The 21648-nt window shown below is 70.9% G+C and carries 16 protein-coding genes, 2 tRNA genes and 1 pseudogene; 5 read left to right on the top strand and 14 right to left on the bottom strand.

Annotated features, from left to right (window positions below; translation table 11 throughout):
* Both folC and ACPXCS_RS31455 read right to left on the bottom strand, forming a co-directional pair.
* Positions 1-1524 carry a bifunctional tetrahydrofolate synthase/dihydrofolate synthase gene (gene folC / locus ACPXCS_RS31460; protein WP_425951256.1) on the bottom strand — a complete coding sequence of 508 codons (1524 nt, stop codon included), beginning with the start codon at positions 1522-1524 and terminating at the stop codon, positions 1-3.
* Between the two features lie 161 nt (positions 1525-1685).
* Positions 1686-4310: a valine--tRNA ligase gene (locus ACPXCS_RS31455; protein WP_425951255.1), complete on the bottom strand. Its 2625-nt coding sequence runs from the start codon at positions 4308-4310 to the stop codon at positions 1686-1688.
* A gap of 138 nt (positions 4311-4448) precedes the next feature.
* Between ACPXCS_RS31455 and ACPXCS_RS31450 the strand changes: the two genes are divergently transcribed.
* Positions 4449-5408 (top strand): hypothetical protein, encoded by a 960-nt coding sequence (locus ACPXCS_RS31450; RefSeq protein WP_425951254.1) that lies wholly within the window; start codon positions 4449-4451, stop codon positions 5406-5408.
* 72 nt (positions 5409-5480) lie between these two features.
* Here ACPXCS_RS31450 and clpX read toward each other — a convergent pair whose 3' ends face one another.
* From clpX to ACPXCS_RS31425, 5 genes are all read right to left on the bottom strand, one after another.
* On the bottom strand, positions 5481-6767 hold the full coding sequence (clpX, locus tag ACPXCS_RS31445; RefSeq protein WP_020271910.1) for an ATP-dependent Clp protease ATP-binding subunit ClpX: 1287 nt from the start codon (positions 6765-6767) through the stop codon (positions 5481-5483).
* Positions 6768-6947: 180 nt separating this feature from the next.
* Positions 6948-7655 carry an ATP-dependent Clp protease proteolytic subunit gene (locus ACPXCS_RS31440; RefSeq protein WP_425951253.1) on the bottom strand — a complete coding sequence of 236 codons (708 nt, stop codon included), beginning with the start codon at positions 7653-7655 and terminating at the stop codon, positions 6948-6950.
* Between the two features lie 109 nt (positions 7656-7764).
* On the bottom strand, positions 7765-8370 hold the full coding sequence (locus ACPXCS_RS31435; protein ID WP_030240055.1) for an ATP-dependent Clp protease proteolytic subunit: 606 nt from the start codon (positions 8368-8370) through the stop codon (positions 7765-7767).
* A gap of 356 nt (positions 8371-8726) precedes the next feature.
* Complete coding sequence (gene tig, locus ACPXCS_RS31430; protein ID WP_425951252.1) at positions 8727-10112, bottom strand: trigger factor; 1386 nt, start codon at positions 10110-10112, stop codon at positions 8727-8729.
* 193 nt (positions 10113-10305) lie between these two features.
* Positions 10306-10382, bottom strand: a tRNA-Pro gene (locus ACPXCS_RS31425).
* Between the two features lie 167 nt (positions 10383-10549).
* On the opposite strand from ACPXCS_RS31425, the gene ACPXCS_RS31420 reads away from it, so the two are divergent.
* Positions 10550-10620: transfer RNA gene (locus tag ACPXCS_RS31420), tRNA-Gly, on the top strand.
* 64 nt (positions 10621-10684) lie between these two features.
* Here the strand turns inward: ACPXCS_RS31420 and ACPXCS_RS31415 are convergent.
* The 3 genes and pseudogenes from ACPXCS_RS31415 to ACPXCS_RS31405 form a co-directional block, all read right to left on the bottom strand.
* Positions 10685-11731, bottom strand: a complete 1047-nt coding sequence (locus ACPXCS_RS31415; protein ID WP_425951251.1) for a PQQ-binding-like beta-propeller repeat protein — start codon at positions 11729-11731, stop codon at positions 10685-10687.
* Positions 11732-12401: 670 nt separating this feature from the next.
* Positions 12402-13058: pseudogene (locus ACPXCS_RS31410) on the bottom strand (serine/threonine-protein kinase); the annotation flags it as partial.
* A 182-nt stretch (positions 13059-13240) separates the two neighbouring features.
* Positions 13241-13435: a hypothetical protein gene (locus tag ACPXCS_RS31405; RefSeq protein WP_010041885.1), complete on the bottom strand. Its 195-nt coding sequence runs from the start codon at positions 13433-13435 to the stop codon at positions 13241-13243.
* A gap of 694 nt (positions 13436-14129) precedes the next feature.
* On the opposite strand from ACPXCS_RS31405, the gene ACPXCS_RS31400 reads away from it, so the two are divergent.
* On the top strand, positions 14130-15242 hold the full coding sequence (locus tag ACPXCS_RS31400; protein WP_425951301.1) for an acyltransferase family protein: 1113 nt from the start codon (positions 14130-14132) through the stop codon (positions 15240-15242).
* A gap of 39 nt (positions 15243-15281) precedes the next feature.
* Here ACPXCS_RS31400 and ACPXCS_RS31395 read toward each other — a convergent pair whose 3' ends face one another.
* Both ACPXCS_RS31395 and ACPXCS_RS31390 read right to left on the bottom strand, forming a co-directional pair.
* Positions 15282-15743 (bottom strand): HD domain-containing protein, encoded by a 462-nt coding sequence (locus ACPXCS_RS31395; RefSeq protein ID WP_425951250.1) that lies wholly within the window; start codon positions 15741-15743, stop codon positions 15282-15284.
* A gap of 32 nt (positions 15744-15775) precedes the next feature.
* Positions 15776-16954, bottom strand: a complete 1179-nt coding sequence (locus ACPXCS_RS31390) for a PP2C family protein-serine/threonine phosphatase (protein ID WP_425951249.1) — start codon at positions 16952-16954, stop codon at positions 15776-15778.
* A 162-nt stretch (positions 16955-17116) separates the two neighbouring features.
* On the opposite strand from ACPXCS_RS31390, the gene ACPXCS_RS31385 reads away from it, so the two are divergent.
* On the top strand, positions 17117-18388 hold the full coding sequence (locus tag ACPXCS_RS31385) for a GNAT family N-acetyltransferase (RefSeq protein WP_425951248.1): 1272 nt from the start codon (positions 17117-17119) through the stop codon (positions 18386-18388).
* Between the two features lie 31 nt (positions 18389-18419).
* On the opposite strand, the gene ACPXCS_RS31380 is transcribed toward ACPXCS_RS31385, so the two are convergent.
* Both ACPXCS_RS31380 and ACPXCS_RS31375 read right to left on the bottom strand, forming a co-directional pair.
* On the bottom strand, positions 18420-19229 hold the full coding sequence (locus tag ACPXCS_RS31380; RefSeq protein ID WP_425951247.1) for an Fpg/Nei family DNA glycosylase: 810 nt from the start codon (positions 19227-19229) through the stop codon (positions 18420-18422).
* Positions 19230-19348: 119 nt separating this feature from the next.
* Entirely contained in the window at positions 19349-19834 is a 486-nt protein-coding gene (locus ACPXCS_RS31375) for a ribose-5-phosphate isomerase (protein ID WP_425951246.1), read from the bottom strand.
* A gap of 279 nt (positions 19835-20113) precedes the next feature.
* On the opposite strand from ACPXCS_RS31375, the gene ACPXCS_RS31370 reads away from it, so the two are divergent.
* The gene (locus ACPXCS_RS31370) at positions 20114-21601 is read left to right on the top strand and encodes an amino acid permease (protein ID WP_425951245.1); all 1488 of its coding nucleotides are present in this window, start codon (positions 20114-20116) and stop codon (positions 21599-21601) included.
* Positions 21602-21648: the final 47 nt, after the last annotated feature.

The raw sequence follows: 21648 nt of genomic DNA, 5'->3' as shown, positions 1-21648 counted from the left end.
TCAGCCCCTCCCCAGGAGCAGTCGGGCCTCGCCGACGGTGATGACCGAACCGGTGACGAGCACACCGCCGCCCGCGAACTCGCCCTCCTCCTCGGCCAGTGTGATGGCGGCCTCCAGCGCGTCGGGCAGCCGCGGCTCGACCTGGACGCGCTCCTCGCCGAACACCTCGACGGCGATGCCCGCCAGCTCGTCGGCGTCCATCGCCCGGTGGCTGGAGTTCTGCGTGACGACGACCTCGGCGAACACCGGCTCGAAGGCCTCCAGCAGCTCCCGCACGTTCTTGTCGCCGCTCGCGCCGACCACGCCGATGAGGCGGCTGAACTGGAAGGCCTCCCCGATCGCCTCGGCGGCGGCCCGGGCTCCGGCCGGGTTGTGGGCGGCGTCCAGCACCACCGTCGGGGAGCGCCGCACGACCTCCAGCCGGCCCGGCGAGGCCACGGCGGCGAACGCCTTGCGGACCGTGTCCAGGTCGAGCGGGTCGGGGCGCTGCGCGCCGACGCCGAAGAACGCCTCGACGGCGGCGAGCGCGACGGCCGCGTTGTGCGCCTGGTGCGCGCCGTGCAGCGGCAGGTAGACCTCCCGGTACTCGCCGCCCAGCCCGCGCAGCGTCAGCAGCTGGCCGCCGACGGCCACCTGCCGGTCCACGACACCGAACTCCAGCCCTTCCCGGGCCACCGTCGCGTCCACCTCGACGGCCTTCTTCAGCAGCACCTGCGCCGCGTCGACCGGCTGCTGCGCCAGGATGACGGTCGCGTCCTGCTTGACGATGCCGGCCTTCTCCGTGGCGATCTCGGCGTGCGTGCCGCCGAGCCGGTCGGTGTGGTCGAGACTGATGGGCGTGACCACGGCGACGTCGCCGTCGATCACGTTCGTGGCGTCCCAGGAGCCGCCCATGCCGACCTCGACGACGGCGACGTCCACCGGGGCGTCAGCGAACGCCGCGTACGCCATGCCGGTGAGCACCTCGAAGAACGACAGCCGGTAGTCCTGCTGCGCGTCGACCATCTCCACGTACGGCGTGATGTCCCGGTACGTCTCGATGAAGCGCTCGGCGGCGATGGGGGCGCCGTCCAGGCTGATGCGCTCGGTGATCGACTGCACGTGCGGCGAGGTGTAGCGGCCGGTGCGCAGCTCGAAGGCGCCCAGCAGGGCCTCGATCATGCGGGCGGTGGAGGTCTTGCCGTTGGTGCCCGTGATGTGGATCGACGGGTACGACCGCTGCGGCTCCCCCAGGACGTCCATCAGCGCGGCGATCCGGCTGACCGAGGGCTCCAGCTTCGTCTCGCCCCAGCGCGTGGCGAGCTCCGCCTCGACCTCGCGCAGGGCCTTGTCGACCTCGGGGTCGGCGGGCCGGGCCGGGATGTCGGCCTCCGGCGGTCCGCCCTGGGTGCGCAGGGTGCGGCTGCCCGCCTCGATGACCGCGAGGTCGGGGTCGCGGGTGGTCTCCTCGGCGATGATCTCGTCGAAGGCGTTGAGGGGGTCGGGCTGGTCGTCGGCGCTGTGGTCCGGAGGGAGCTCGCTCACGGGGCCAGTCTACGGAGCTGGGGTGACAGAGGTCGGGGGTGGTTTGTGTCGTCGTGTGCGTGCGGGTCGTGTGTGGCTGGTCGCGCAGTTCCCCGCGCCCCTGGAGTGCGTGGATGCCCCGGCGCCAAGCAGCACCGGGGCATCCACGACCGTACGAACCCTTACGCCTGCGGCAGGCGCTCCAGCTGGGCCTGGATGCGGGCGATGTCCTCCTCCGCCTTGGCGAGGCGGGTGCGGATCTTGTCCACGACGTGGTCGGGGGCCTTCGACAGGAACGCCTCGTTGCCGAGCTTGGCGTTCGCCTGGGCCTTCTCCTTCTCGGCCGCGGCGAGGTCCTTGGCGAGGCGCTTGCGCTCCGCCGCCACGTCGATCGTGCCCGAGAGGTCGAGCGCGACCTCGGCGCCGGCGACCGGGAGGGTCGCCGTGGCGGTGAAGGACTCGCCCTCCGGCTGCAGGCGCAGCAGCTGCCTGATGGCGGCCTCGTGGGGCGCGAACGGCGTGCCGTCCAGGGTGAGACGGGCCGGGACCCGCTGGCCGGGCTGGAGGCCCTGGTCGGCGCGGAAGCGGCGGACCTCGGTGATGACCGACTGGAGGGAGGCGATCTCGCGCTCGGCGTCGGCGTCCCGGAAGCCACTGTCCTTCGGCCACTCGGCGATGACGACCGACTCGCCGCCGGTCAGCGTCGTCCAGAGCGTCTCGGTGACGAACGGGACCACCGGGTGCAGCAGCTTCAGCGTGACGTCGAGGACCTCGCCCAGGACGCGCTTGCTGACCTCGGCCGCCTCGCCGCCCGCCTGGAACGTCGTCTTGGACAGCTCGACGTACCAGTCGAAGACCTCGTCCCACGCGAAGTGGAACAGGGCGTCGGACAGCTTCGCGAACTGGTAGTCGTCGTAGTAGGCGTCGACCTCGGCGACCACCGAGTTGAGGCGGGAGAGGATCCAGCGGTCCGTGGGCGACAGCTTCGACGCGTCCGGCAGCGGGCCCTCGACCGTCGCGCCGTTCATCAGCGCGAAGCGGGTCGCGTTCCAGATCTTGTTGGCGAAGTTGCGCGAGCCCTGGACCCAGTCCTCGCCGATCGGGACGTCGACGCCGGGGTTGGCGCCCCGGGCGAGGGTGAAACGCAGGGCGTCGGAGCCGTACTTGTCCATCCAGTCCAGCGGGTTGACCGCGTTGCCGAAGGACTTCGACATCTTCTTGCCGAACTGGTCGCGGACCATGCCGTGCAGGGCGATGGTGTGGAACGGCGGGGTGCCGTCCATCGCGTACAGGCCGAACATCATCATCCGGGCGACCCAGAAGAAGAGGATGTCGTAGCCGGTGACCAGGACGGAGTTCGGGTAGAACTTCGCGAGCGACTCGGTCTGCTCGGGCCAGCCGAGCGTGGAGAACGGCCACAGGCCCGAGGAGAACCAGGTGTCGAGGACGTCGGTGTCCTGGCGCCAGCCCTCGCCGCTCGGCGGCTCCTCGTCGGGTCCGACGCAGACGACCTCGCCGTCGGGGCCGTACCAGACCGGGATGCGGTGGCCCCACCACAGCTGGCGCGAGATGCACCAGTCGTGGAGGTTGTCGACCCAGTCGAAGTAGCGCTTCTCCATCTCCTGCGGATGGATCTTGACGCGCCCGTCGCGGACGGCGTCACCGGCCGCCTTCGCGAGCGGGCCGACCTTGACCCACCACTGCATGGACAGGCGCGGCTCGATGGTGGTCTTGCAGCGCGAGCAGTGGCCGACGGAGTGGACGTAGGGCCGCTTCTCGGCGACGATCCGGCCCTCGGCGCGCAGCGCGGCGACGATCGCCGAGCGGGCCTCCAGCCGGTCCAGGCCCTGGAAGGGGCCGTGGGCGGTGATGACCGCGTGCTCGTCCATGATCGTGATGGCCGGCAGGTCATGGCGCTGGCCGATCTCGAAGTCGTTCGGGTCGTGCGCCGGGGTGACCTTGACGGCACCCGTGCCGAACTCGGGGTCGACGTGCTCGTCGGCGACGACCGGGATGGAGCGGTCGGTCAGCGGCAGCTTGACCAGCTTGCCGATCAGGTGCCGGTAGCGCTCGTCGTCGGGGTGGACGGCGACGGCCGTGTCACCGAGCATCGTCTCGGCACGGGTGGTGGCGACGACGATGGTGTCGTCCCCGTCGCCGTACTTCATGGAGACCAGCTCGCCGTCGTCGTCCTGGTACTCGACCTCGATGTCCGAGATGGCCGTCAGACAACGCGGGCACCAGTTGATGATGCGCTCGGCGCGGTAGATCAGCTCGTCGTCGTAGAGGCGCTTGAAGATGGTCTGGACGGCCTGGGACAGGCCCTCGTCCATCGTGAAGCGCTCACGCGACCAGGCGACGCCGTCGCCGAGGCGCCGCATCTGGCCGCTGATCTGCCCGCCGGACTCGCCCTTCCACTGCCAGACCCGCTCGACGAAGGCCTCACGGCCCAGGTCGTGCCGGGACTTGCCCTCCTTGCCGAGCTCGCGCTCGACGACGTTCTGCGTGGCGATGCCGGCGTGGTCCATGCCCGGCTGCCACAGCGTCTCGTGGCCCTGCATGCGCTTGCGGCGGGTCAGGGCGTCGATGAGGGTGTGCTCGAAGGCGTGCCCGAGGTGCAGGCTGCCCGTGACGTTCGGCGGCGGGATGACGATGGTGTACGGCGGCTTGTCGCTCTTGGCGTCCGCCTCGAAGTAACCCCGCTCTACCCAGCGCTCGTACAGCGGCCCCTCCACGTCGGCCGGCGCGTACTGGGTCGGCAGGTCGGTGCTGGGCGCTGGTGGCTGCTGCTGAGCGTTCTCGGTCACGGGGGTCAGTTTAGAGGTGTCACGACCCCGTCCCGAAACGCGTTTGTCTTGTAACGGTGCGGGCCCCGATGCCATGCACACGGCGGGTCTGCGCCAGGATGTCGGAAAGACATAAGCATCTGGAGGGGAACCCAGAACATGAGTTACAACCAGCCGGGCCCGTACGGCGGGCAGCCCCAGCAGCCCGGACCGTACGGCCAGCCGGGTCCGTACGGCCAGCAGCCGCAGGCACCCCAGCCCGGCTACGGCTACCCCCAGCAGGCCCCTCCGCCCCAGCCCGGCTACGGCTACCCGCAGCAGCCCCCGCAGGGCGTCCCGCCCCAGCAGGGCTACGGCCAGCAGCCCCCGTACGGCCAGCAGCCGCCCTACGGCCAGGCCCCCTACGGCATGCCCCAGCCCCCGGCCCCGGGCGGCGGCAAGAAGAAGACGGGCATCATCCTCGGCGCGGTCGCCGTCGTGGCGGCGATCGGCGTGGGCGCGTACTTCGTGCTCGGCACGGGCGGCGGCGCGGGCGCCGTCGAGGACGACGGCCCGCACAAGCTGGCGACGCCGGCGAAGGTGCTGAGCGAGTACAAGCGCTTCAGCAAGGACGGGCAGACGGCCGGCGACGACTCCACCAAGGAGCTGGAGAAGAGCGGCGTCAAGAACGCCAAGTCGGTGGTGGGCTCCTACTCCACCGCGGACCTGAGCAACTACGACCCGACCGACCCGTCGTCGGCCGCCCAGATGGCGACGGCCAAGGGCGTCACGTTCGTCGGCCTCTACGGCGAGATCTCCGACCCCGAGGCGGCGCTGGACACCTTCTTCTCCAACTTCAAGAAGTCGGCCCAAGAGGGCTCTTCGGGCAGCAGCGGCAGCAAGACCGAGCTGATCGGCGAGCCCGAGGAGGCCGACCTCGACGGCGCGGTCATGAAGTGCCAGGCCGCCAAGGGACAGGACCCGGCGACCAAGAAGGAGAAGACCGACTGGTTCTGCGCCTGGTCCGACTACAGCACGATCGTGCTGGTGTCGCCGGGTGAGGTCAGCGGGAACGTCTCCAAGGACGTCGCGATCGACATCACCACCAAGCTCCGCCCGGAGATCCGCGTCAAGGCCTGACCGCCACGCGCTCCACGGACATGACGAAGGGCCCCGGTCGTCGACCGGGGCCCTTCCGTCACGTCTGCCGGATCACGCCGTCTTCTGCTCGCCCGGCCCGCGGCCGCGCGCGTCGCGCGGGATCAGGGTCGGGTTGACGTTCGACTGGACGACGTCCGCCGTGATGACGACCCGGGCCACGTCCTTGCGGGACGGGACCTCGTACATCACGCCCTGGAGGACTTCCTCCATGATGGCGCGCAGGCCGCGCGCGCCGGTCTGGCGGAGGATGGCCTGGTCGGCGATGGCCTCCAGCGCCTCGCGCTCGAAGTCCAGCTCCACACCGTCGAGTTCGAACAGGCGCTGGTACTGCTTGACGAGCGCGTTGCGCGGCTCGACGAGGATCTGCAGCAGCGCCTCGCGGTCGAGGTTGTGGACCGAGGTGATCACGGGGAGGCGGCCGATGAACTCGGGGATCATGCCGAACTTGACCAGGTCCTCCGGCATGACCTCCTGGAACTGGTCCTTGGACTCCATCTCGCGCTTGGAGCGGATCTGCGCGCCGAAGCCGATGCCCTTGGCGCCGGCCCGGGACTCGATGATCTTCTCGAGACCGGCGAAGGCACCGCCCACGATGAACAGCACGTTCGTCGTGTCGATCTGGATGAACTCCTGGTGCGGGTGCTTGCGGCCGCCCTGCGGCGGGACCGACGCCGTGGTGCCCTCCAGGATCTTCAGCAGGGCCTGCTGCACACCCTCGCCCGAGACGTCGCGGGTGATCGAGGGGTTTTCACTCTTCCTCGCGACCTTGTCGATCTCGTCGATGTAGATGATCCCGGTCTCGGCCTTCTTGACGTCGTAGTCGGCGGCCTGGATCAGCTTCAGGAGGATGTTCTCGACGTCCTCGCCGACGTAGCCGGCCTCCGTCAGGGCCGTGGCGTCGGCGATGGCGAAGGGGACGTTCAGCATGCGCGCCAGGGTCTGCGCGAGGAGGGTCTTGCCGGAGCCCGTGGGGCCGAGCAGGAGGATGTTGGACTTCGCCAACTCGATGGCGTCGTCACGGCCGTTGCCCCCGCCGTTCTCCCCGGCCTGGACCCGCTTGTAGTGGTTGTACACCGCCACGGACAGGGCCTTCTTGGCGGCCTCCTGGCCGACCACGTAGCCCTCGAGGAACTCGTAGATCTCGCGCGGCTTCGGGAGTTCCTCCCAGCGGACCTCGCTGGTCTCCGCCAGCTCTTCCTCGATGATCTCGTTGCAGAGGTCGATGCACTCGTCGCAGATGTACACACCGGGCCCTGCGATGAGCTTCTTGACCTGCTTCTGGCTCTTGCCGCAGAACGAGCACTTGAGCAGATCGCCGCCGTCACCGATGCGTGCCACGGTGTGCTTCCCCTTCGCCTGGGAGACTCCTGGACGTCGACGTCCAGCGGACTCCTGGTGCTGCCTTATGTCCGACGGTACCTTGCCGGGCCCCTCGTCCGGGCCCCCCTTGGCGCGGTTCGCTTTGACGTGAACCGTGCCAAACCGTGCCAAGGGGCGGCAGACGATACAGCCTCACGCCTAGCGCAGGCTCGAGTTGTCCATCTTCCGGGTGGTGATGATCTGGTCGATCAGCCCGTAGTTGAGCGCGTCCTCGGCCGTGAGGATCTTGTCACGCTCGATGTCCTCGCGGATCTTGTCGATCGCCTGGGTGGAGTGCTTGGCCAGCATCTCCTCCAGCTGCGTCCGCATCCGGAGGATCTCGTTCGCGGCGATCTCCAGGTCGGACACCTGGCCGCGGCCGGTCTCGCTGTACGGCTGGTGGATCAGCACGCGCGCGTTCGGCAGGGCCATGCGCTTGCCCGGCGTACCGGCGGCCAGCAGCACGGCGGCGGCGGAGGCCGCCTGGCCCATGCAGACCGTCTGGATGTCCGGCTTCACGTACTGCATGGTGTCGTAGATCGCCGTGAGCGCCGTGAAGGAGCCACCGGGGCTGTTGATGTAGACCGAGATGTCACGGTCGGGGTCCATCGACTCCAGGCACAGCAGCTGTGCCATGACGTCGTTGGCGGAGGCGTCGTCGATCTGGACGCCGAGGAAGATCACGCGCTCCTCGAAGAGCTTCGCGTACGGGTCGTACTCGCGAATGCCCTGGGAGGTGCGCTCGACGAAGCGCGGGATGACGTAGCGGGACTCGGCCTGCGGGCCGGTGTAGCGGCCCTGCGAGCCGCTCGTGTCCTGCGCGGCCTGCATGCGGTCGTAGATCCCGCTGCCGGGGAATGCGTTCACGGTGTCTCCTGAAAGGGGCTGAGGCGGTCGGCTGGGGCTGCTGGGGCGCCCCGGGCCCTCACGGGCCCGGGCGGGGTCCTACGGGGCTCGTGGAGCCGCGTGGGACCTGTCAGGCCCCGGTGCCGCCGCCGCCCGGCATGCCGGCGGCCGTGGGGATCACGTCGTCGATGAGGCCGTACTCCTTGGCCTCGAAGGCGTCGAACCAGCGGTCGCGGTCCGAGTCGCGGGTGATCTGCTCGACCGTCTGGCCGGTGTGCTGGGCGGTGAGCTCGGCCATGCGCTTCTTGGTGTGCAGCAGCCGCTCGGCGTGGATCTTGATGTCCGAGGCGGAGCCGGCGAGGCCGGCGGAGGGCTGGTGGATCAGGATCTCGGCGTTCGGCAGCGCGAAGCGCTTGCCGGGGGTGCCCGCGCTGAGCAGGAACTGGCCCATGGACGCCGCGAGACCCATGGCGATGGTCACCACGTCGTTCTTGATGAACTGCATCGTGTCGTAGATCGCCATGCCGGCCGTGATCGAACCGCCGGGGCTGTTGATGTACAGGTAGATGTCCTTGTCCGGGTCGGCGGCAAGGAGCAGCAGCTGTGCGGTGATCTTGTTGGCGATGTCGTCGTCGACCGGCTGGCCGAGGAAGATGATCCGCTCGTTGAGCAGCCGGTTGTAGACCTGGTCGCCGAGGCCACCACCGATGGAAGGCTCGCCGGCGGCTGAAGGCATCAGATTCGTCACGTATCCACCTGCTCGTCTTACGACGGCGCCGGGCCGTCTCACGTGTTCCCTGCGGGGCGGGAGCCGTATCGGAGACTCCACTGCCCTGGTATTCATGGACCCTAACGCGCGGGTCCCTTCGGGGAATCCCGGAGATGGGAGTGTTCGCCGGGGGCGTAGCGCGGCGGGCTCCGCCGGTGGGGCCGTGCCGTCTCGCCGGGGGCTTCGGGGCCGTGGGCGGCTGCGGGCGCGTGGGGGCTTGTCGCGCAGTCCCCCGCGCCCCTGAGGTGAGCGTCCCCTCGCGGGGAGCGAGAAGGCCCTGGGGCGTGCCCCAGGGCCTTCTCGGTGACTTACGACGACCGGGGTCAGCCCTCGGTCTTCTCCTCGGCGGACTCGGCCGGGGTCTCCTCGGCGGAGGCCTCGGTGGTCTCCTCGTCCTCTTCGTCGTCGAGGTCGATGATCTCGCCGTTGGTGTCCTTGACCGTGGCCTTCTCGACCACGACGGCCAGGGCCTTGCCGCGGGCGACCTCGCCGACCAGGAGCGGGACCTGGCCGCCCTCGACGACCGCCTGGGCGAACTGGTCGGGGGACATGCCGGAGGAGGCCGCGCGCCGCATGAGGTGCTCGGTGAGCTCCTCCTGGTTGACGTTCAGCTTCTCCTGCTTGACGAGCTCGTCGAGGACGAACTGGGTCTTGATGCCCTTGACCGCGGCCTCACGGGTCTCGGTCTCGAACTCCTCCTCGCTCTTGCCCTGGATCTCCAGGTACTTGGCGAGGTCGAGGCCCATCTGGCCGAGCTGGTGGTGCTCCAGGTTGTGCTTGCGGGTGTTGATCTCGTCCTCGAGCAGCTTCTCGGGGACGGGCACCTCGACGAGCTCCAGCAGCTTCTCCAGGACGCGCTCCTGGGCCTGCGTGGCCTGGTCGTACTGCTTCATGTTCTCCAGGCGCTTGCGGCTGTCCGCGCGCAGCTCCTCGAGGGTGTCGAACTCGGAGGCGAGCTGCGCGAACTCGTCGTCCAGCTCGGGCAGTTCACGCTTGGCGACCTGGGTGACCTTGACGGTGACCTCGGCCTCCTTGCCGGCCGCCGAGCCGCCCTTGAGCTCGGAGGTGAAGGTGGCCTCGCCACCGGCCTCCAGGCCCTTCACGGCGTCGTCGATGCCGTCCAGCAGCTCGCCGGAGCCGATGGTGTAGGAGACGCCGTCGGCGACGCCGTCCTCCAGGACCTCGCCGTCGACCTTGGCCTGCAGGTCGATCGTCACGACGTCGCCGTCCTCGGCGGCACGCTCGACCGGGGCGGTGGAGGCGAAGCGCTCGCGCAGCTCCTCGACGGCCTTGTCGACGTCCTCGTCGGTGACCTCGACGGCGTCGACCTCGACCTCGATGCCGGAGTAGTCCGGGATCTCGATGGCCGGGCGGATGTCGACCTCGGCGGTGAAGTTCAGCGTCTCGCCGTCCTTCAGCTCCGTGATGTCGACCTCGGGCTGGCCCAGCGGGCTGAGCTCGGCCTCGTTGACCGCGTCGGTGTAGAACTTCGGAAGCGCGTCGTTGACGGCCTCCTCCAGCACGGCACCGCGGCCGAACCGCTGGTCGATGACCCGGGCCGGGACCTTGCCCTTGCGGAAGCCCTTCACCGTGACCTGCTGGTTGATCTTCTTGTACGCCGCGTCGAGGCTGTCCTTGAGCTCCTCGAAGGGCACCTCGACAGTGAGCCGAACCCGAGTCGGGTTCAGGGTCTCCACGGCGCTCTTCACGGTTCGGTCTCCTTGTGGCTGACTTCTTGGTTTCTGCCGGGGCCAGAACGGCCCGGCGGATTTCGCCGCCCGGAGGACTGCAGACGATGAGACACACGGGCGTGCAGCTTGCATAGTAACGGCAGCGACTACACCGCCCAAAAGGCGATCACGCGAGTGACCGGGCAACGATCACCCGAGGTGGTCGGGTGGCTGGTCGGGGTGGCGGGATTTGAACCCACGGCCTTCCGCTCCCAAAGCGGACGCGCTACCAAGCTGCGCCACACCCCGTCTGGTGCGACACGTAGGGTACATGCCGACAGGCCGTGCGGCCGCCGCATTTCCACAGGCCGGGCGGCGCGTCGGCGCGGGCCTGAAATGCGGTGTGCGTACGGCGGGCCCGACCCGCTACGATGCCTTCAGTGCCGCGGTCCCCGCCGACCTGCGGCGCGCGCTGTGCGGGCGTAGCTCAATGGTAGAGCCCTAGTCTTCCAAACTAGCTACGCGGGTTCGATTCCCGTCGCCCGCTCCCGGACCTCGGGCCCGGTTCCTCGGAACCGGGCCCGAGGTGTTTTTCCGGCGGGCCCTGCGGGTCACAGGTCGCGCACGTCCACCGTGTAGACGGAGCGGACGCCGTAGGGGACGTAGAGGGCGTCGCCCACCAGGACGAGGGGGGCGCCCCCGGAGGTGAACAGGTTGTTGACGCGGCCGCCGTCGTCGCGGCCGGGGCGGGTGCCCTCGACCTTGCCGGTGCGCGCGTTCAGGGCCGCGAGGCGGCCGCTGGGGGACGCCATGTACACGTGGGTGGCCGAGGCGGTCGGGGGTCCCGGCTGTTCCACGGAGGAGTTCGCCTCCCACAGGGTCCGGCCGGTCCGCGGCGAGACCGCGCGGACGCCGCCGCTGGCCGCCGTGAAGTAGATCGTGCCGCCCGCCAGGTGCGCCTCGGCGTCCGCGGGCCGGGGCTCGGCGAGCCGGCGCACCGTGAGCACGTGCGAGGAGACGTCGATGAGGGTCAGGGGGCGGTCCGGGTCGAGGGTGTCCGCGAGCACCAGGCGGCCGTCGTGCCGGCCGAGCACCTGCGCGGTGCCCTTGACGTCGACGGTCCAGCTCGCCTTCCCGGTGGCGGCGTCGATCTCGATGACGGTGGTGCGGCCGGTCTCGCCCTCGTTCTGCGTGGTCGTGCAGACGAAGTAGGCGCGGTCGGCCGCCGAGCTCAGCAGGCAGTCCGGGGCGGCGGCGGGCTTCGGCCGCTTCCAGCGGACGTCGCCGGTGTCGGCGTCGAGCAGGGCGTACTGGTCGCCCTGGGGCCCGTAGAAGGTGACGACGCCCTCGGGGACCGCCGTGGCCGTGCCCTGCGTGCTGTCGGGTTCGACCGCCGTCTCGCCGGAGCCGGTGGTGGTCCGCCAGAGCACCTTGCCGGTGTCGGCGGCCAGGGCGTGGACCGCGTACGAGCTCCGGATGCCGAGCGCGCTGTCCTGCTCGTCGGCCTCGTAGCCGTAGACCCGGCCGTCGCCGGTTCCGATGAGTGCGCCCTCGTTGCCGGAGGAGCCGTTCGGTGTGCGGTCGACGGGAAGGGACCAGGTGTTGCGGCCGTCGGCGAGGGCGAAGCGGGTCGCCGAGAGGTCGGCACCGGCACACACCAGGGAGCTGTCGACCGCGGCGCAGCCCCTGAGGGGACTGTCGGGGCCGCCCAGGACGCGCTCGCTGCCCGGCGCGGCCTTCGCCGACCGCGCCCAGGGCTTCCAGCCCTCGGGGAGGTCGCTGCCGACGGGGGCCGACGGCTTGGTGGTGGGGCGGCCGTCGCGGGTCAGGGCGATGGTGGTGGTGACCAGCGCGGCGAGTGCGACCGCCGCGGCGGCCCAGACCAGCAGCAGGCCGTGCCGGTGGCGGCCGCGGGGGCGCCCGGTCCGGGGTGGCGGGGGGCCGGCCGGGTCGCGGGGCGGCTCGTCCCGCTCGGCCGGGCGCCGGGCGGAGGGCTCGTGCCGCTCGGCCGGGCGTCCGGCGGAGGGCTCGTCCCGCTCGGCCGGGCGTCGGACGGGAGGCTCGTTCGGTTCGGCCGGCGGTCGGGGCAGGGGGGGCGTGCCGGTCGGTGTTCGGCTCGGACGGCGGGGGGAGCGGAGGTGCGTCCCGGTCGGTGGCCGCCGCGTCCGGCCACGGCGTCAGCGCGGGCTCGGTCGGGCGGGCGCCCGGGCCGGGGCGGGCCGGGCGGGGCGGGGCGGTGCCCGCCGGTGCGCCCTCGCGGAGCAGGGTGAACAGGTCGTCGGCCGTGGGGCGGGACGTGCGGTGCTTCTCCAGGCAGGAACGGATGACGGGGAGCAGTTCGGCCGGGACGCCGGAGAGGTCCGGCTCGCCCTCGACGACGCGCAGGGCCGTCTCGTAGGGGCTGGGGCTGTCGAAGGGGCCCCGGCGGGTGGCCGCGTAGGTGAGGACCGAGCCGAGGGAGAAGATGTCGGCGGCCGGGCCGACGTCCTGGGGCGAGGCGAACTGCTCCGGGGACATGAAGGGCGGCGTGCCCATGACGCGGCCGGTCTGGGTGAGGGCGTCGGAGGCGGCGAACTCGGCGGCGCGGGAGATGCCGAAGTCGATGACGCGGGGGCCGTCCTCGGCGAGCATCACGTTGGCCGGTTTCAGGTCGCGGTGCACCACTCCGGCACGGTGGATGTCGCGCAGCGCCTCGGCGAGGCCGGCGGCGAGTTCGCGCAGCCGGGGCAGCGGGAGCGGGCCCTGCTCGCGGACGTGGGTGCCGAGGTCCGCGCCCGGTATGTAGAGCGTGGCCATCCAGGGGCGGGGCGCGGCGGCGTCCGCGTCGACGACGGGGGCGGTGAAGGCGCCGCTGACCTGGCGGGCGGCGGCCACCTCACGGCGGAAGCGGGTGCGGAACTCGTCGTCGTCGGCGTACTGCCCGTGCACCACCTTGATCGCCAGGCGTCGGCCGGAGGCCGAGCGGGCGAGGTAGACCACGCCCATGCCGCCGGATCCGAGGCGGTCCTCGATGCGGTAGCCACCCACCTCCGGCGGGTCGGAGTCGCGCAGCGCCATCCCCGTACGTTCCCCCCGTCACGCACCGTCCTGTGGTCGGGGCGAGCGTAACCGTCCGCGCCTCGGGCCCGCGGCGCGGGGGCTCGGGTGGCGCGGCCGCGTGCGGTCCGTCAGAAGCTGATGGAGTTGATGGTCTCCGCTATCGAGTTGAGGAACCGGTTGATCGACGGGGCCATGCCGGTGGAGGCGAGGAAGAAGCCGAAGAGGATCGCCACGATCGCGGGACCTGCCTTGATGGACCCCCCTCTCAGCAACACCACAAGGATGATCGCCAACAGCAGCACCACAGACAGTGAAATGGCCACAACTGATCACACCCTCGGTCGGTCCGCTCTCCCGGCCCGGGGACGCGACCCCGCGCACCCCGCCAGAACCATCGTGCCACCAACCCGGCCGGGCTATGCGGCGGCTGACGCATCGACCACCTCCGTGTTGTCCCGACGGGCCCGCGTTGGGCGGGGGCCCGGGCTCAACGGCGGGTGCTCGTACGGCATTTCGAAGGGGCACCCGCACGGGGAATTCGACCGGATCGTTTCCGTCTCCACACAACGCGTTCGCCATGAATTCGAATTGTTGCCAGGGCCTCATCAACGACCCTGCGAGGCGGCCCTGAAGAGCGCTGAAGCGGACATTCCGCAGGAGTCGCCTGCTGGACTTATGCACCCCTTAGTCCGGAAGTATCCTGACAAGACGGTCCCGGTCGGTGCACACGGACCGTCATCGGCCGGTGTGTTGGCCATCACTCCGGCGGAGATGTCAACTTCGCCTAATCCGGGGTACCCGCAGCGAATAGCCAGGATTCACATCCGGCGTTTTACGAATAGCTGCAGGGAACGCTAGGGTGCCTCAGATGTTCCACGCTGCCTCGTCCCCCGTCAGCGCAGCGAGGTCCCGGATCGTCTCCCCGAGCTCCTGGTGGGAGGGTCTGTGACGAACTCGCTGCGACCGAACGGCGACCGCAAGGCGCCACTTCCCCCGGCCCAGCCGACGGCCGACGGAGTGCCGAGCCCGCGCTCGCCGCACAGCCCGCAGAAGAAGCAGAACGGCAAGCAGCGCGACGCGTTCTTCGACAACGCCAAGTACCTCGCGATCGTGCTGGTGGCCATGGGCCACGCCTGGGAACCGCTCAAGGGCGACAGCCGCATACTGGAGGCCGCGTACCAGGTCGTCTACGCGTTCCACATGCCGGCGTTCATCATCATCTCCGGCTACTTCTCCCGCAGTTTCGACATGCGGCCCGACCGGCTGAAGCGCCTGATCACCGGCGTCGCCGTGCCGTACATCGTCTTCGAGACGGCCTACCCGCTCTTCAAGCGCTGGATCGACGACGACCCCGGCCAGGACATTAGCCTCCTCGACCCCTGGTATCTGACCTGGTTCCTGGTCGCGCTGTTCGTCTGGCGGCTGACCACGCCCATCTGGAAGCTGGCCCGCTGGCCGCTGCCGCTCGCGCTCGGTCTCGCCATGCTGGCGACCGTCAGCCCCTCGATCGGCGACGACCTCGACCTCCAGCGCGTGCTGCAGTTCCTGCCGTTCTTCGTGCTGGGCCTGTCCATGAAGCCCGAGCACTTCCACATGGTGCGCCGCCGTTCGGTGCGGATCGCGTCGGTGCCCGTGTTCGCGGCGGCGCTCGCCGTCAGCTGGTGGGCGGTGCCGCGGATGAACACCGCGTGGTTCTACCACCGCGACTCCGCGCAGGAGCTGGGCGCGCCGTGGTGGACCGGCCCGGTCATGGTGCTCGCGCTGTTCGGCTGCTCCCTGGTGCTGACCGCGTGCTTCTTCGCCTGGGTGCCGCGCCGCCACATGTGGTTCACCGCCCTCGGCGCCGGCACGCTCTACGGCTACCTGCTGCACGGCTTCCTGGTGAAGGCGGGCGACTACCAGGGCTGGTTCGAGGCGTCCTGGCTGCAGCACCCGGCCGGTCAGATCGCGGTGACCGTCCTCGCGGCCGCCGCCGTCACCGTGCTGTGCACCAAGCCGGTGCAGCGCATGTTCCGGTTCGCGATGGAACCCAAGATGGAGTGGGCCTTCAAGCGGGACGCGGCCGAACTGGCCCGCGAGCGCCAGAGCGCCGAGCGGCGCGAGCGCGAGCGCGAGAAGGTCGACGCCTGACCCGGCCGGGCGGCTCGGCCGGCCCGGCAGGCAGGCGACTCAGCCGACGAGACCGAGGAGTGCGCGCATCCGCGCGTACTTCTCGGTCAGTCGTGTGCGGGTCGCCTCGTCGAGGACCGCGAGGCGCTCCGGGTCCGCGTTGTGCGCCAGGTCCGCCTCCTTCACCAGCAGCGCGCCGGGTGTGGCCAGGATGCGCGCCGCGTACGCCTCGGGCGGCTCGCCCGGCCGCTTGGTGACCGCGCGCACGATGTCCTTCGTCCGGCTGCTCAGTGCCGCCTCCTCCAGCCACCACGCCGGGAGGGCGTCGTCCTCGACGGCGTCGTGCAGCCAGGCCGCCGCGATCTGCTCCGCGTCGCCGCCGCGCGCCCGGACGCCCTCCGCGACGGCCCGCAGGTGTTCCTCGTAGGGCCGTCCGGCCTTGTCCCTCTGGCCGGCGTGCGCGGCGCGGGCGGTGGCCTCGACCTCGGCCGGGGTCAGCGGGGTTCGGGATGTCTCGGTCACGGCTCCAGTGTGCCCCGGCGGGCGGCGGCGCCTCAGCGCGCGGCGGCGGCCGTGGGTCCCTCACGGCAGATCAGCAGCAGGGCCCGGTCGTCGTTGACGTCCTTGGCGACCGCCTCGATGAGGTGCCAGGCGGCGCCGTGGAAGCCGCCGGCCACATAGCGGTCGGCCTCGCCGGTCAGCCGGTCGATGCCCTCGACGATGTCGCGGTCGGAGGTCTCCACCAGGCCGTCGGTGAACAGCATCAACACGTCACCGGGGCGCAGCGAGCCCTTCACCGGGTCGAACTGGGCGCCGTCGTACACACCGAGGAGCGGGCCCTCGGCCGCCTTCTCCTCCCAGCGGCCGGTGCCGGCGCTGAGCTGGAGGCCCGGCGGGTGGCCCGCGGAGTAGAGCTCGTAGTCGCCGGAGTCCAGGTCCAGTACCAGGTGGATGGAGGTGGCGAAGCCCTCGTCCCAGTCCTGGCGGAGCAGATAGCCGTTGGCGGCCGGCAGGAAGGCGTGCGGCGGGAGGGAGCCGAGCAGGCCGCCGAACGCGCCCGACAGCAGCAGCGCGCGGGAGCCGGCGTCCATGCCCTTGCCGGAGACGTCGGTGAGGACGACTTCGAGCGTACGGCCGCCGTTGGTGCGGGCCGCGACCACGAAGTCGCCCGAGAAGGACTGGCCGCCCGCCGGGCGCAGGGCCATCTCGCGGTGCCAGCCGTCCGGCAGGCCGGGCAGCTTGCTCTGCACCCGGATGCGCTCCCGCAGGTCGAACAGCATGGTGCCGCCGCGCCGCCAGGGCACGCCGACCCGGCTGCGGAACTGCGCCAGCAGCAGCCCGAAGAACCCGCAGGCCGCGACCACCAGCACCACGCCCGGCGTGACCCGGGACGGGCCTTCCGTGTAGGGGCCGAGCTGCACCGACTCCACGATCAGCGCCGTGGCGGCCGCCGCGTACAGGCCGAGCAGGCTCGCCGGGCGCAGCAGCAGGCCGCCCACGACGACCGGCAGGACCAGCGCGGCCGGGGAGAACCACACCGAGTTGGCGAGGGTCGCCGCCGCGATCACCGGAACCATCATCAGCAGGCCGGCCAGGGCGATCCAGTCCGAGCCGTCGCCGCGGAAGTAGTCCACGGCGGCCCGGCGCATGCCGACGCGGGCCCGGTGCCACTGCTTCTTCAACCGGGCCGTGAACGTCTCGGCTTCCGCGCGCCGCTCTCGTCCTGATGCCATTAGTTCGGGACCCTATCCATCGGACCAGCCCCTTGGCACGGGAGGTCCCACTTGTCCCCCGTCCGAGGGCGCACGTCACAGTGAACTTCACCGCGCGCCGTCCCGCCGTCGCCCGGGAGAAATTCCCTCGCTCGTCCCGCAATGCCCTGGTAGGCATGGTGCATGGCGACTGACGTGACCGGCTCTGCGGCCGACCTGCGGGTGCTCCAGCGGGACGAATGGGACAAGTTCTACGACGCCCTGCTCCGGGGTTTCGGCGGGGTGCCGGAGTCCGCCGAGGAACGGGAGTTGTGGAACGCGCTGACCGAGTTCGACCGTTCACTCGGCGCGTGGGACGGCGGCGAGTGCGTGGGCACGGCCGGGGCGTTCTCGTTCCGACTGACCGTGCCGGGCGGGGCGTCGGTGCCGGCCGCGGGCGTCACGATGGTGAGCGTGGCCGCCACCCACCGCCGGCGCGGGGTGCTGACGTCGATGATGCGCCGGCAGCTGGACGACGTGCGGGCGTGGGGTGAGCCGCTGGCGGTGCTCACGGCCAGCGAGCCGGCCATCTACGGCCGGTTCGGGTACGGCAACGCGACCTACCACCTGAACGCCGAGATCGACACCACCCGGGTGCGGCTGTCGGTGCCGCCCGGCACGGACGACGTACGGCTGCGGTTCGCGGCTCCGGCCGATGTCCTCGACGCGTGCGAGGCGGTGTACGCCCGGCTGGTGCCGTCGCGGCCGGGGATGCTGGCGCGGCAGCCCGGCTGGGAGCGGGTCGGGGTGCTCGACCCGGAGAGCGACCGGGGCGGGGCGTCGCCGCTGCAGTGTGTCCTCGCCGAGCGCGACGGCGAGACCGTCGGCTACGCCCGGTACCGGATCAAGCCGGACTGGGCGACCGCCGGGCCCGAGGGGACCGTGGTGGTGGAGGCACTGGCCGCCCTGGACCCGGCGGCGGACGCGGCGCTGTGGCGCTTCCTGTTCGAGATCGACCTGACGTCGAAGGTGGTCGCGCGGGGGCGGCCGGTCGACGACGCCTGGCAGTACCTGGTGTCCGACATACGCCGGTGTCTGCCGCGGCTGCGCGACTCGCTGTACGTCCGGCCCGTCGAGGTCGGGGCCGCGCTGGAGGCGCGGACGTATCAGACGCCGGTGGACGTGGTGTTCGAGGTGGAGGACGCGTTCTGCCCCTGGAACACCGGGCGTTGGCGGCTCAGCGGGGACCAGAAGGGCGCGTCCTGCGAGCGCACGGCGGACGCGGCGGATGTCGTGCTGTCGGTGCGGGAGTTGGGGGCGGCGTACCTCGGGGGCGTGTCGCTGGCCGAGCTGGCGGCGGCGGGACGCGTGCGGGAGGTACGGCGGGGGGCGCTGGCCGAGGCGTCGCTGGGGTTCCTGGGCGGCGGCGTCGGCGGGGGCGGCGGTTCGGCGCCGTGGCTGCCGCACGGGTTCTGACGGGGGCGCGGCGCCGTGGGGCGCCGCGGGCTCAGCCTCGCTGGCAGGTGGGGCACCAGAAGAGATTGCGGGCGGCGAGGTCGGCGGTGCGGATCTCGCCGTGGCAGACGTGGCAGGGCAGGTTGGCCCTGCGGTAGACGTACACCTCGCCGCCGTGGTCGTCCACGCGGGGCGGGCGGCCCATCGCCTGCGGGGTGTGTTCCGGGCGGACCGTGTCGATGCGGTTGTTGCGCACGCCCTCGCGCATGAGCGTGACGAGGTCGGCCCAGATCGCACGCCACTCGGCGGGGGTGATGTCCCTGCCGGGGCGGTACGGGTCGATGCCGTGCCGGAACAGCACCTCGGCGCGGTAGACGTTGCCGACGCCGGCGATGACCTTCTGGTCCATGAGGAGGGCGGCGATCGTCGTACGGCTGCGGCTGATGCGGCGGTACGCGAGCTCCGGTTCGGCGTCGTCGCGGAGGGGGTCGGGGCCGAGGCGGTCGTGTATCGCCTGCTTCTCCGGGGGCGTGATCAGCGCGCAGGTGGTGGGGCCCCGGAGGTCGACGTAGGCCGTGTCGTTCGTGAGGCGGAGACGGACGGTGCCGGTGGGCGGGGGCGCGGGGGCCGGGCCCGCGGTGACCTTGCCGAACAGGCCGAGGTGGATGTGGACCCAGCGGGTGTCGCGGAAGCCGAGGAAGAGGTGCTTGCCGTGGGCGTCCGTGGCGGTGAGTTCCGTGCCGGTGAGGAGCGTGGCGGCCGGGGTGAACGTGCCCTGCGGGCTGCTGATGTGGGGCGTGGTGCCACGGAAGGCGCCGGCGTAGTCCTGCGCCAGGCGGTGGATGGTGTGGCCTTCCGGCACGGTGCTCCCTGTGGTCGTTGACGCTTCCGCCCGCCGCCCGGCACGGTCGGACGGCGGGCCCGGCTCGACGCGGGGCGCCGCCTTCCGCGTCCTGGCGCCGGGCCCCGGCCGGCCGTCGGCTACTGCTGCGGGTGGTGCGGGGGGATCGGGGGGAGGTCCGACGTCGTCTCGTACGCCGACAGCATGTCGATGCGGCGGATGTGACGTTCGTCACCGGAGAACGGGGTGTTGAGGAACACCTCGACGAACTTCGTCGCCTCGTCCTGGGAGTGCATGCGGGCGCCGACGGCCACCACGTTCGCGTCGTTGTGCTGGCGGCCCAGGGACGCCGTCTCCTCGCTCCAGGCGAGGGCCGCGCGGACGCCCTTGACCTTGTTCGCGGCGATCTGCTCGCCGTTGCCGGAGCCGCCGATGACGATGCCGAGGGAGCCGGGGTCCGCGGCCGTGCGCTCCGCGGCGCGCAGGCAGAACGGCGGGTAGTCGTCCTGGGCGTCGTAGATGTGCGGGCCGCAGTCGACGGGGTCGTGACCCGCCTCCTTCAGCCACTCGACGAGGTGGTTCTTCAGTTCGTAGCCGGCATGGTCCGAGCCGAGGTACACGCGCATGGGACGAGTGTGACACGGGTGTTTCGGGGAAAGCGCGCGGGGTGGCGCTCAGGAAAACGTGAGCCGAATGTGAGCCACATTACGGAAGCTCAGGAAAACCTCAAGTAACAATCTGGATTCAAAGGTTCTCCTCAACGTTCGCCTCCGATTCACTGGACCGGCTCGTACACCGCTCGTACGAGCGCCCGTACATCGTCACGCCGCGACACACCCCGTTCGTACGGCGTGATCAGTTCACGTGCGGAAGTACCACTCCCCGGCGCAAAGGAAATCCGCTCCATGACCTCGCAGCCGACGAAGACAACCGGAAACGAACCACAGGTCCCCGGAGAACCCGGGGCGCACGGCTCCGGGCTGCAGGCCGGACTCAAGAACCGGCACCTTTCGATGATCGCGATCGGCGGTGTGATCGGCGCCGGCCTCTTCGTGGGGTCCAGCTCCGGCATCGCCACCGCAGGCCCCGGCATCCTGCTCTCCTACGCCCTCGTCGGCACGCTCGTGGTGCTGGTGATGCGGATGCTGGGCGAGATGTCGGCGGCCAATCCGACCTCGGGTTCGTTCTCCGCCCATGCCGACCGGGCGCTCGGTCCCTGGGCCGGCTTCTCCATCGGCTGGCTGTACTGGTTCTTCTGGGTCGTGGTGCTCGCGGTCGAGGCGACCGCCGGTGCCGTGATCCTGGAGGGCTGGATACCGGCCGTGCCGCAGTGGGCCTGGGCGCTGATCGTGATGGTCGTGCTGACCGCCACCAACCTCGTCTCCGTGGGCTCCTACGGTGAGTTCGAGTTCTGGTTCGCGGGCATCAAGGTCGTCGCCATCGCGGCGTTCATCGTCATCGGCGGGCTGGCCGTGTTCGGCCTCCTGCCGGGTGTGGACAGCGAGCAGGCCGGGCTGGCCAACCTCACCGAGCACGGCGGCTTCCTGCCCAACGGGGCCGGGGCCATCCTCACCGGTGTGCTGCTCGTCGTCTTCTCCTTCATGGGCAGCGAGATCGCCACCCTCGCGGCCGGTGAGTCGGAGAACCCGCAGCAGGCCGTCACCAAGGCCACCAACAGCATCATCTGGCGTGTCGCCGTCTTCTACCTCGGCTCGATCTTCGTGGTCGTCGCCCTGCTGCCGTGGGACAGCAAGTCCATCACCGACGACGGCTCCTACGTCGCCGCGCTCGACTCGCTCGGCATCCCGCACGCCGGTCAGATCATGAACTTCATCGTGCTGACCTCGGTGCTGTCCTGCCTCAACTCCGGCCTCTACACCGCCTCGCGCATGGCCTTCTCGCTGGGCCAGCGCGGGGACGCGCCGAAGGCGTTCGCCCGCACGACCTCCAACGGCGTGCCGCGCACGGCGATCCTCGCGTCCGTCGCGTTCGGCTTCGTCGCCGTGTTCTTCAACTACAAGTTCCCGGACTCCGTCTTCCTGTTCCTGGTGAACTCCAGTGGTGCGGTCGCCCTCTTCGTGTGGCTGGTGATCTGCTTCTCGCAGCTGCGCATGCGGAAGATCATCCAGGCCGAGGCGCCGGAGAAGCTCGTCGTGAAGATGTGGCTGTACCCGTACCTGACCTGGGCGACGGCCGCGCTGATCGTGTTCATCCTCGGCTACATGCTCACCGACACCGAGCACGACGGGCGCACCACGATCTCGCTGTCGCTGCTCGTCGCGGCGGTCGTGCTCGTCATCGCCTTCGTCAAGGAGAAGATGCGGGGCGGGCGGCGGGACGCCGACGCCGGTGCGGTGCGCGAGGAGGAGCGGAACGAGGTCTCGGCCGGCTGAGCCCCTCCTCCCCCTGACGCACTCGCCGTTCGCGAACCTTCCGTGCA

The sequence above is a fragment of the Streptomyces sp. DT190 genome (genome assembly GCF_049846985.1).
In the GTDB taxonomy this organism is placed as follows: Bacteria; Actinomycetota; Actinomycetes; order Streptomycetales; family Streptomycetaceae; genus Streptomyces.
Note: the sequence above shows the minus strand (reverse complement) of the source record. Positions and strands in the feature narration are given on the sequence as shown.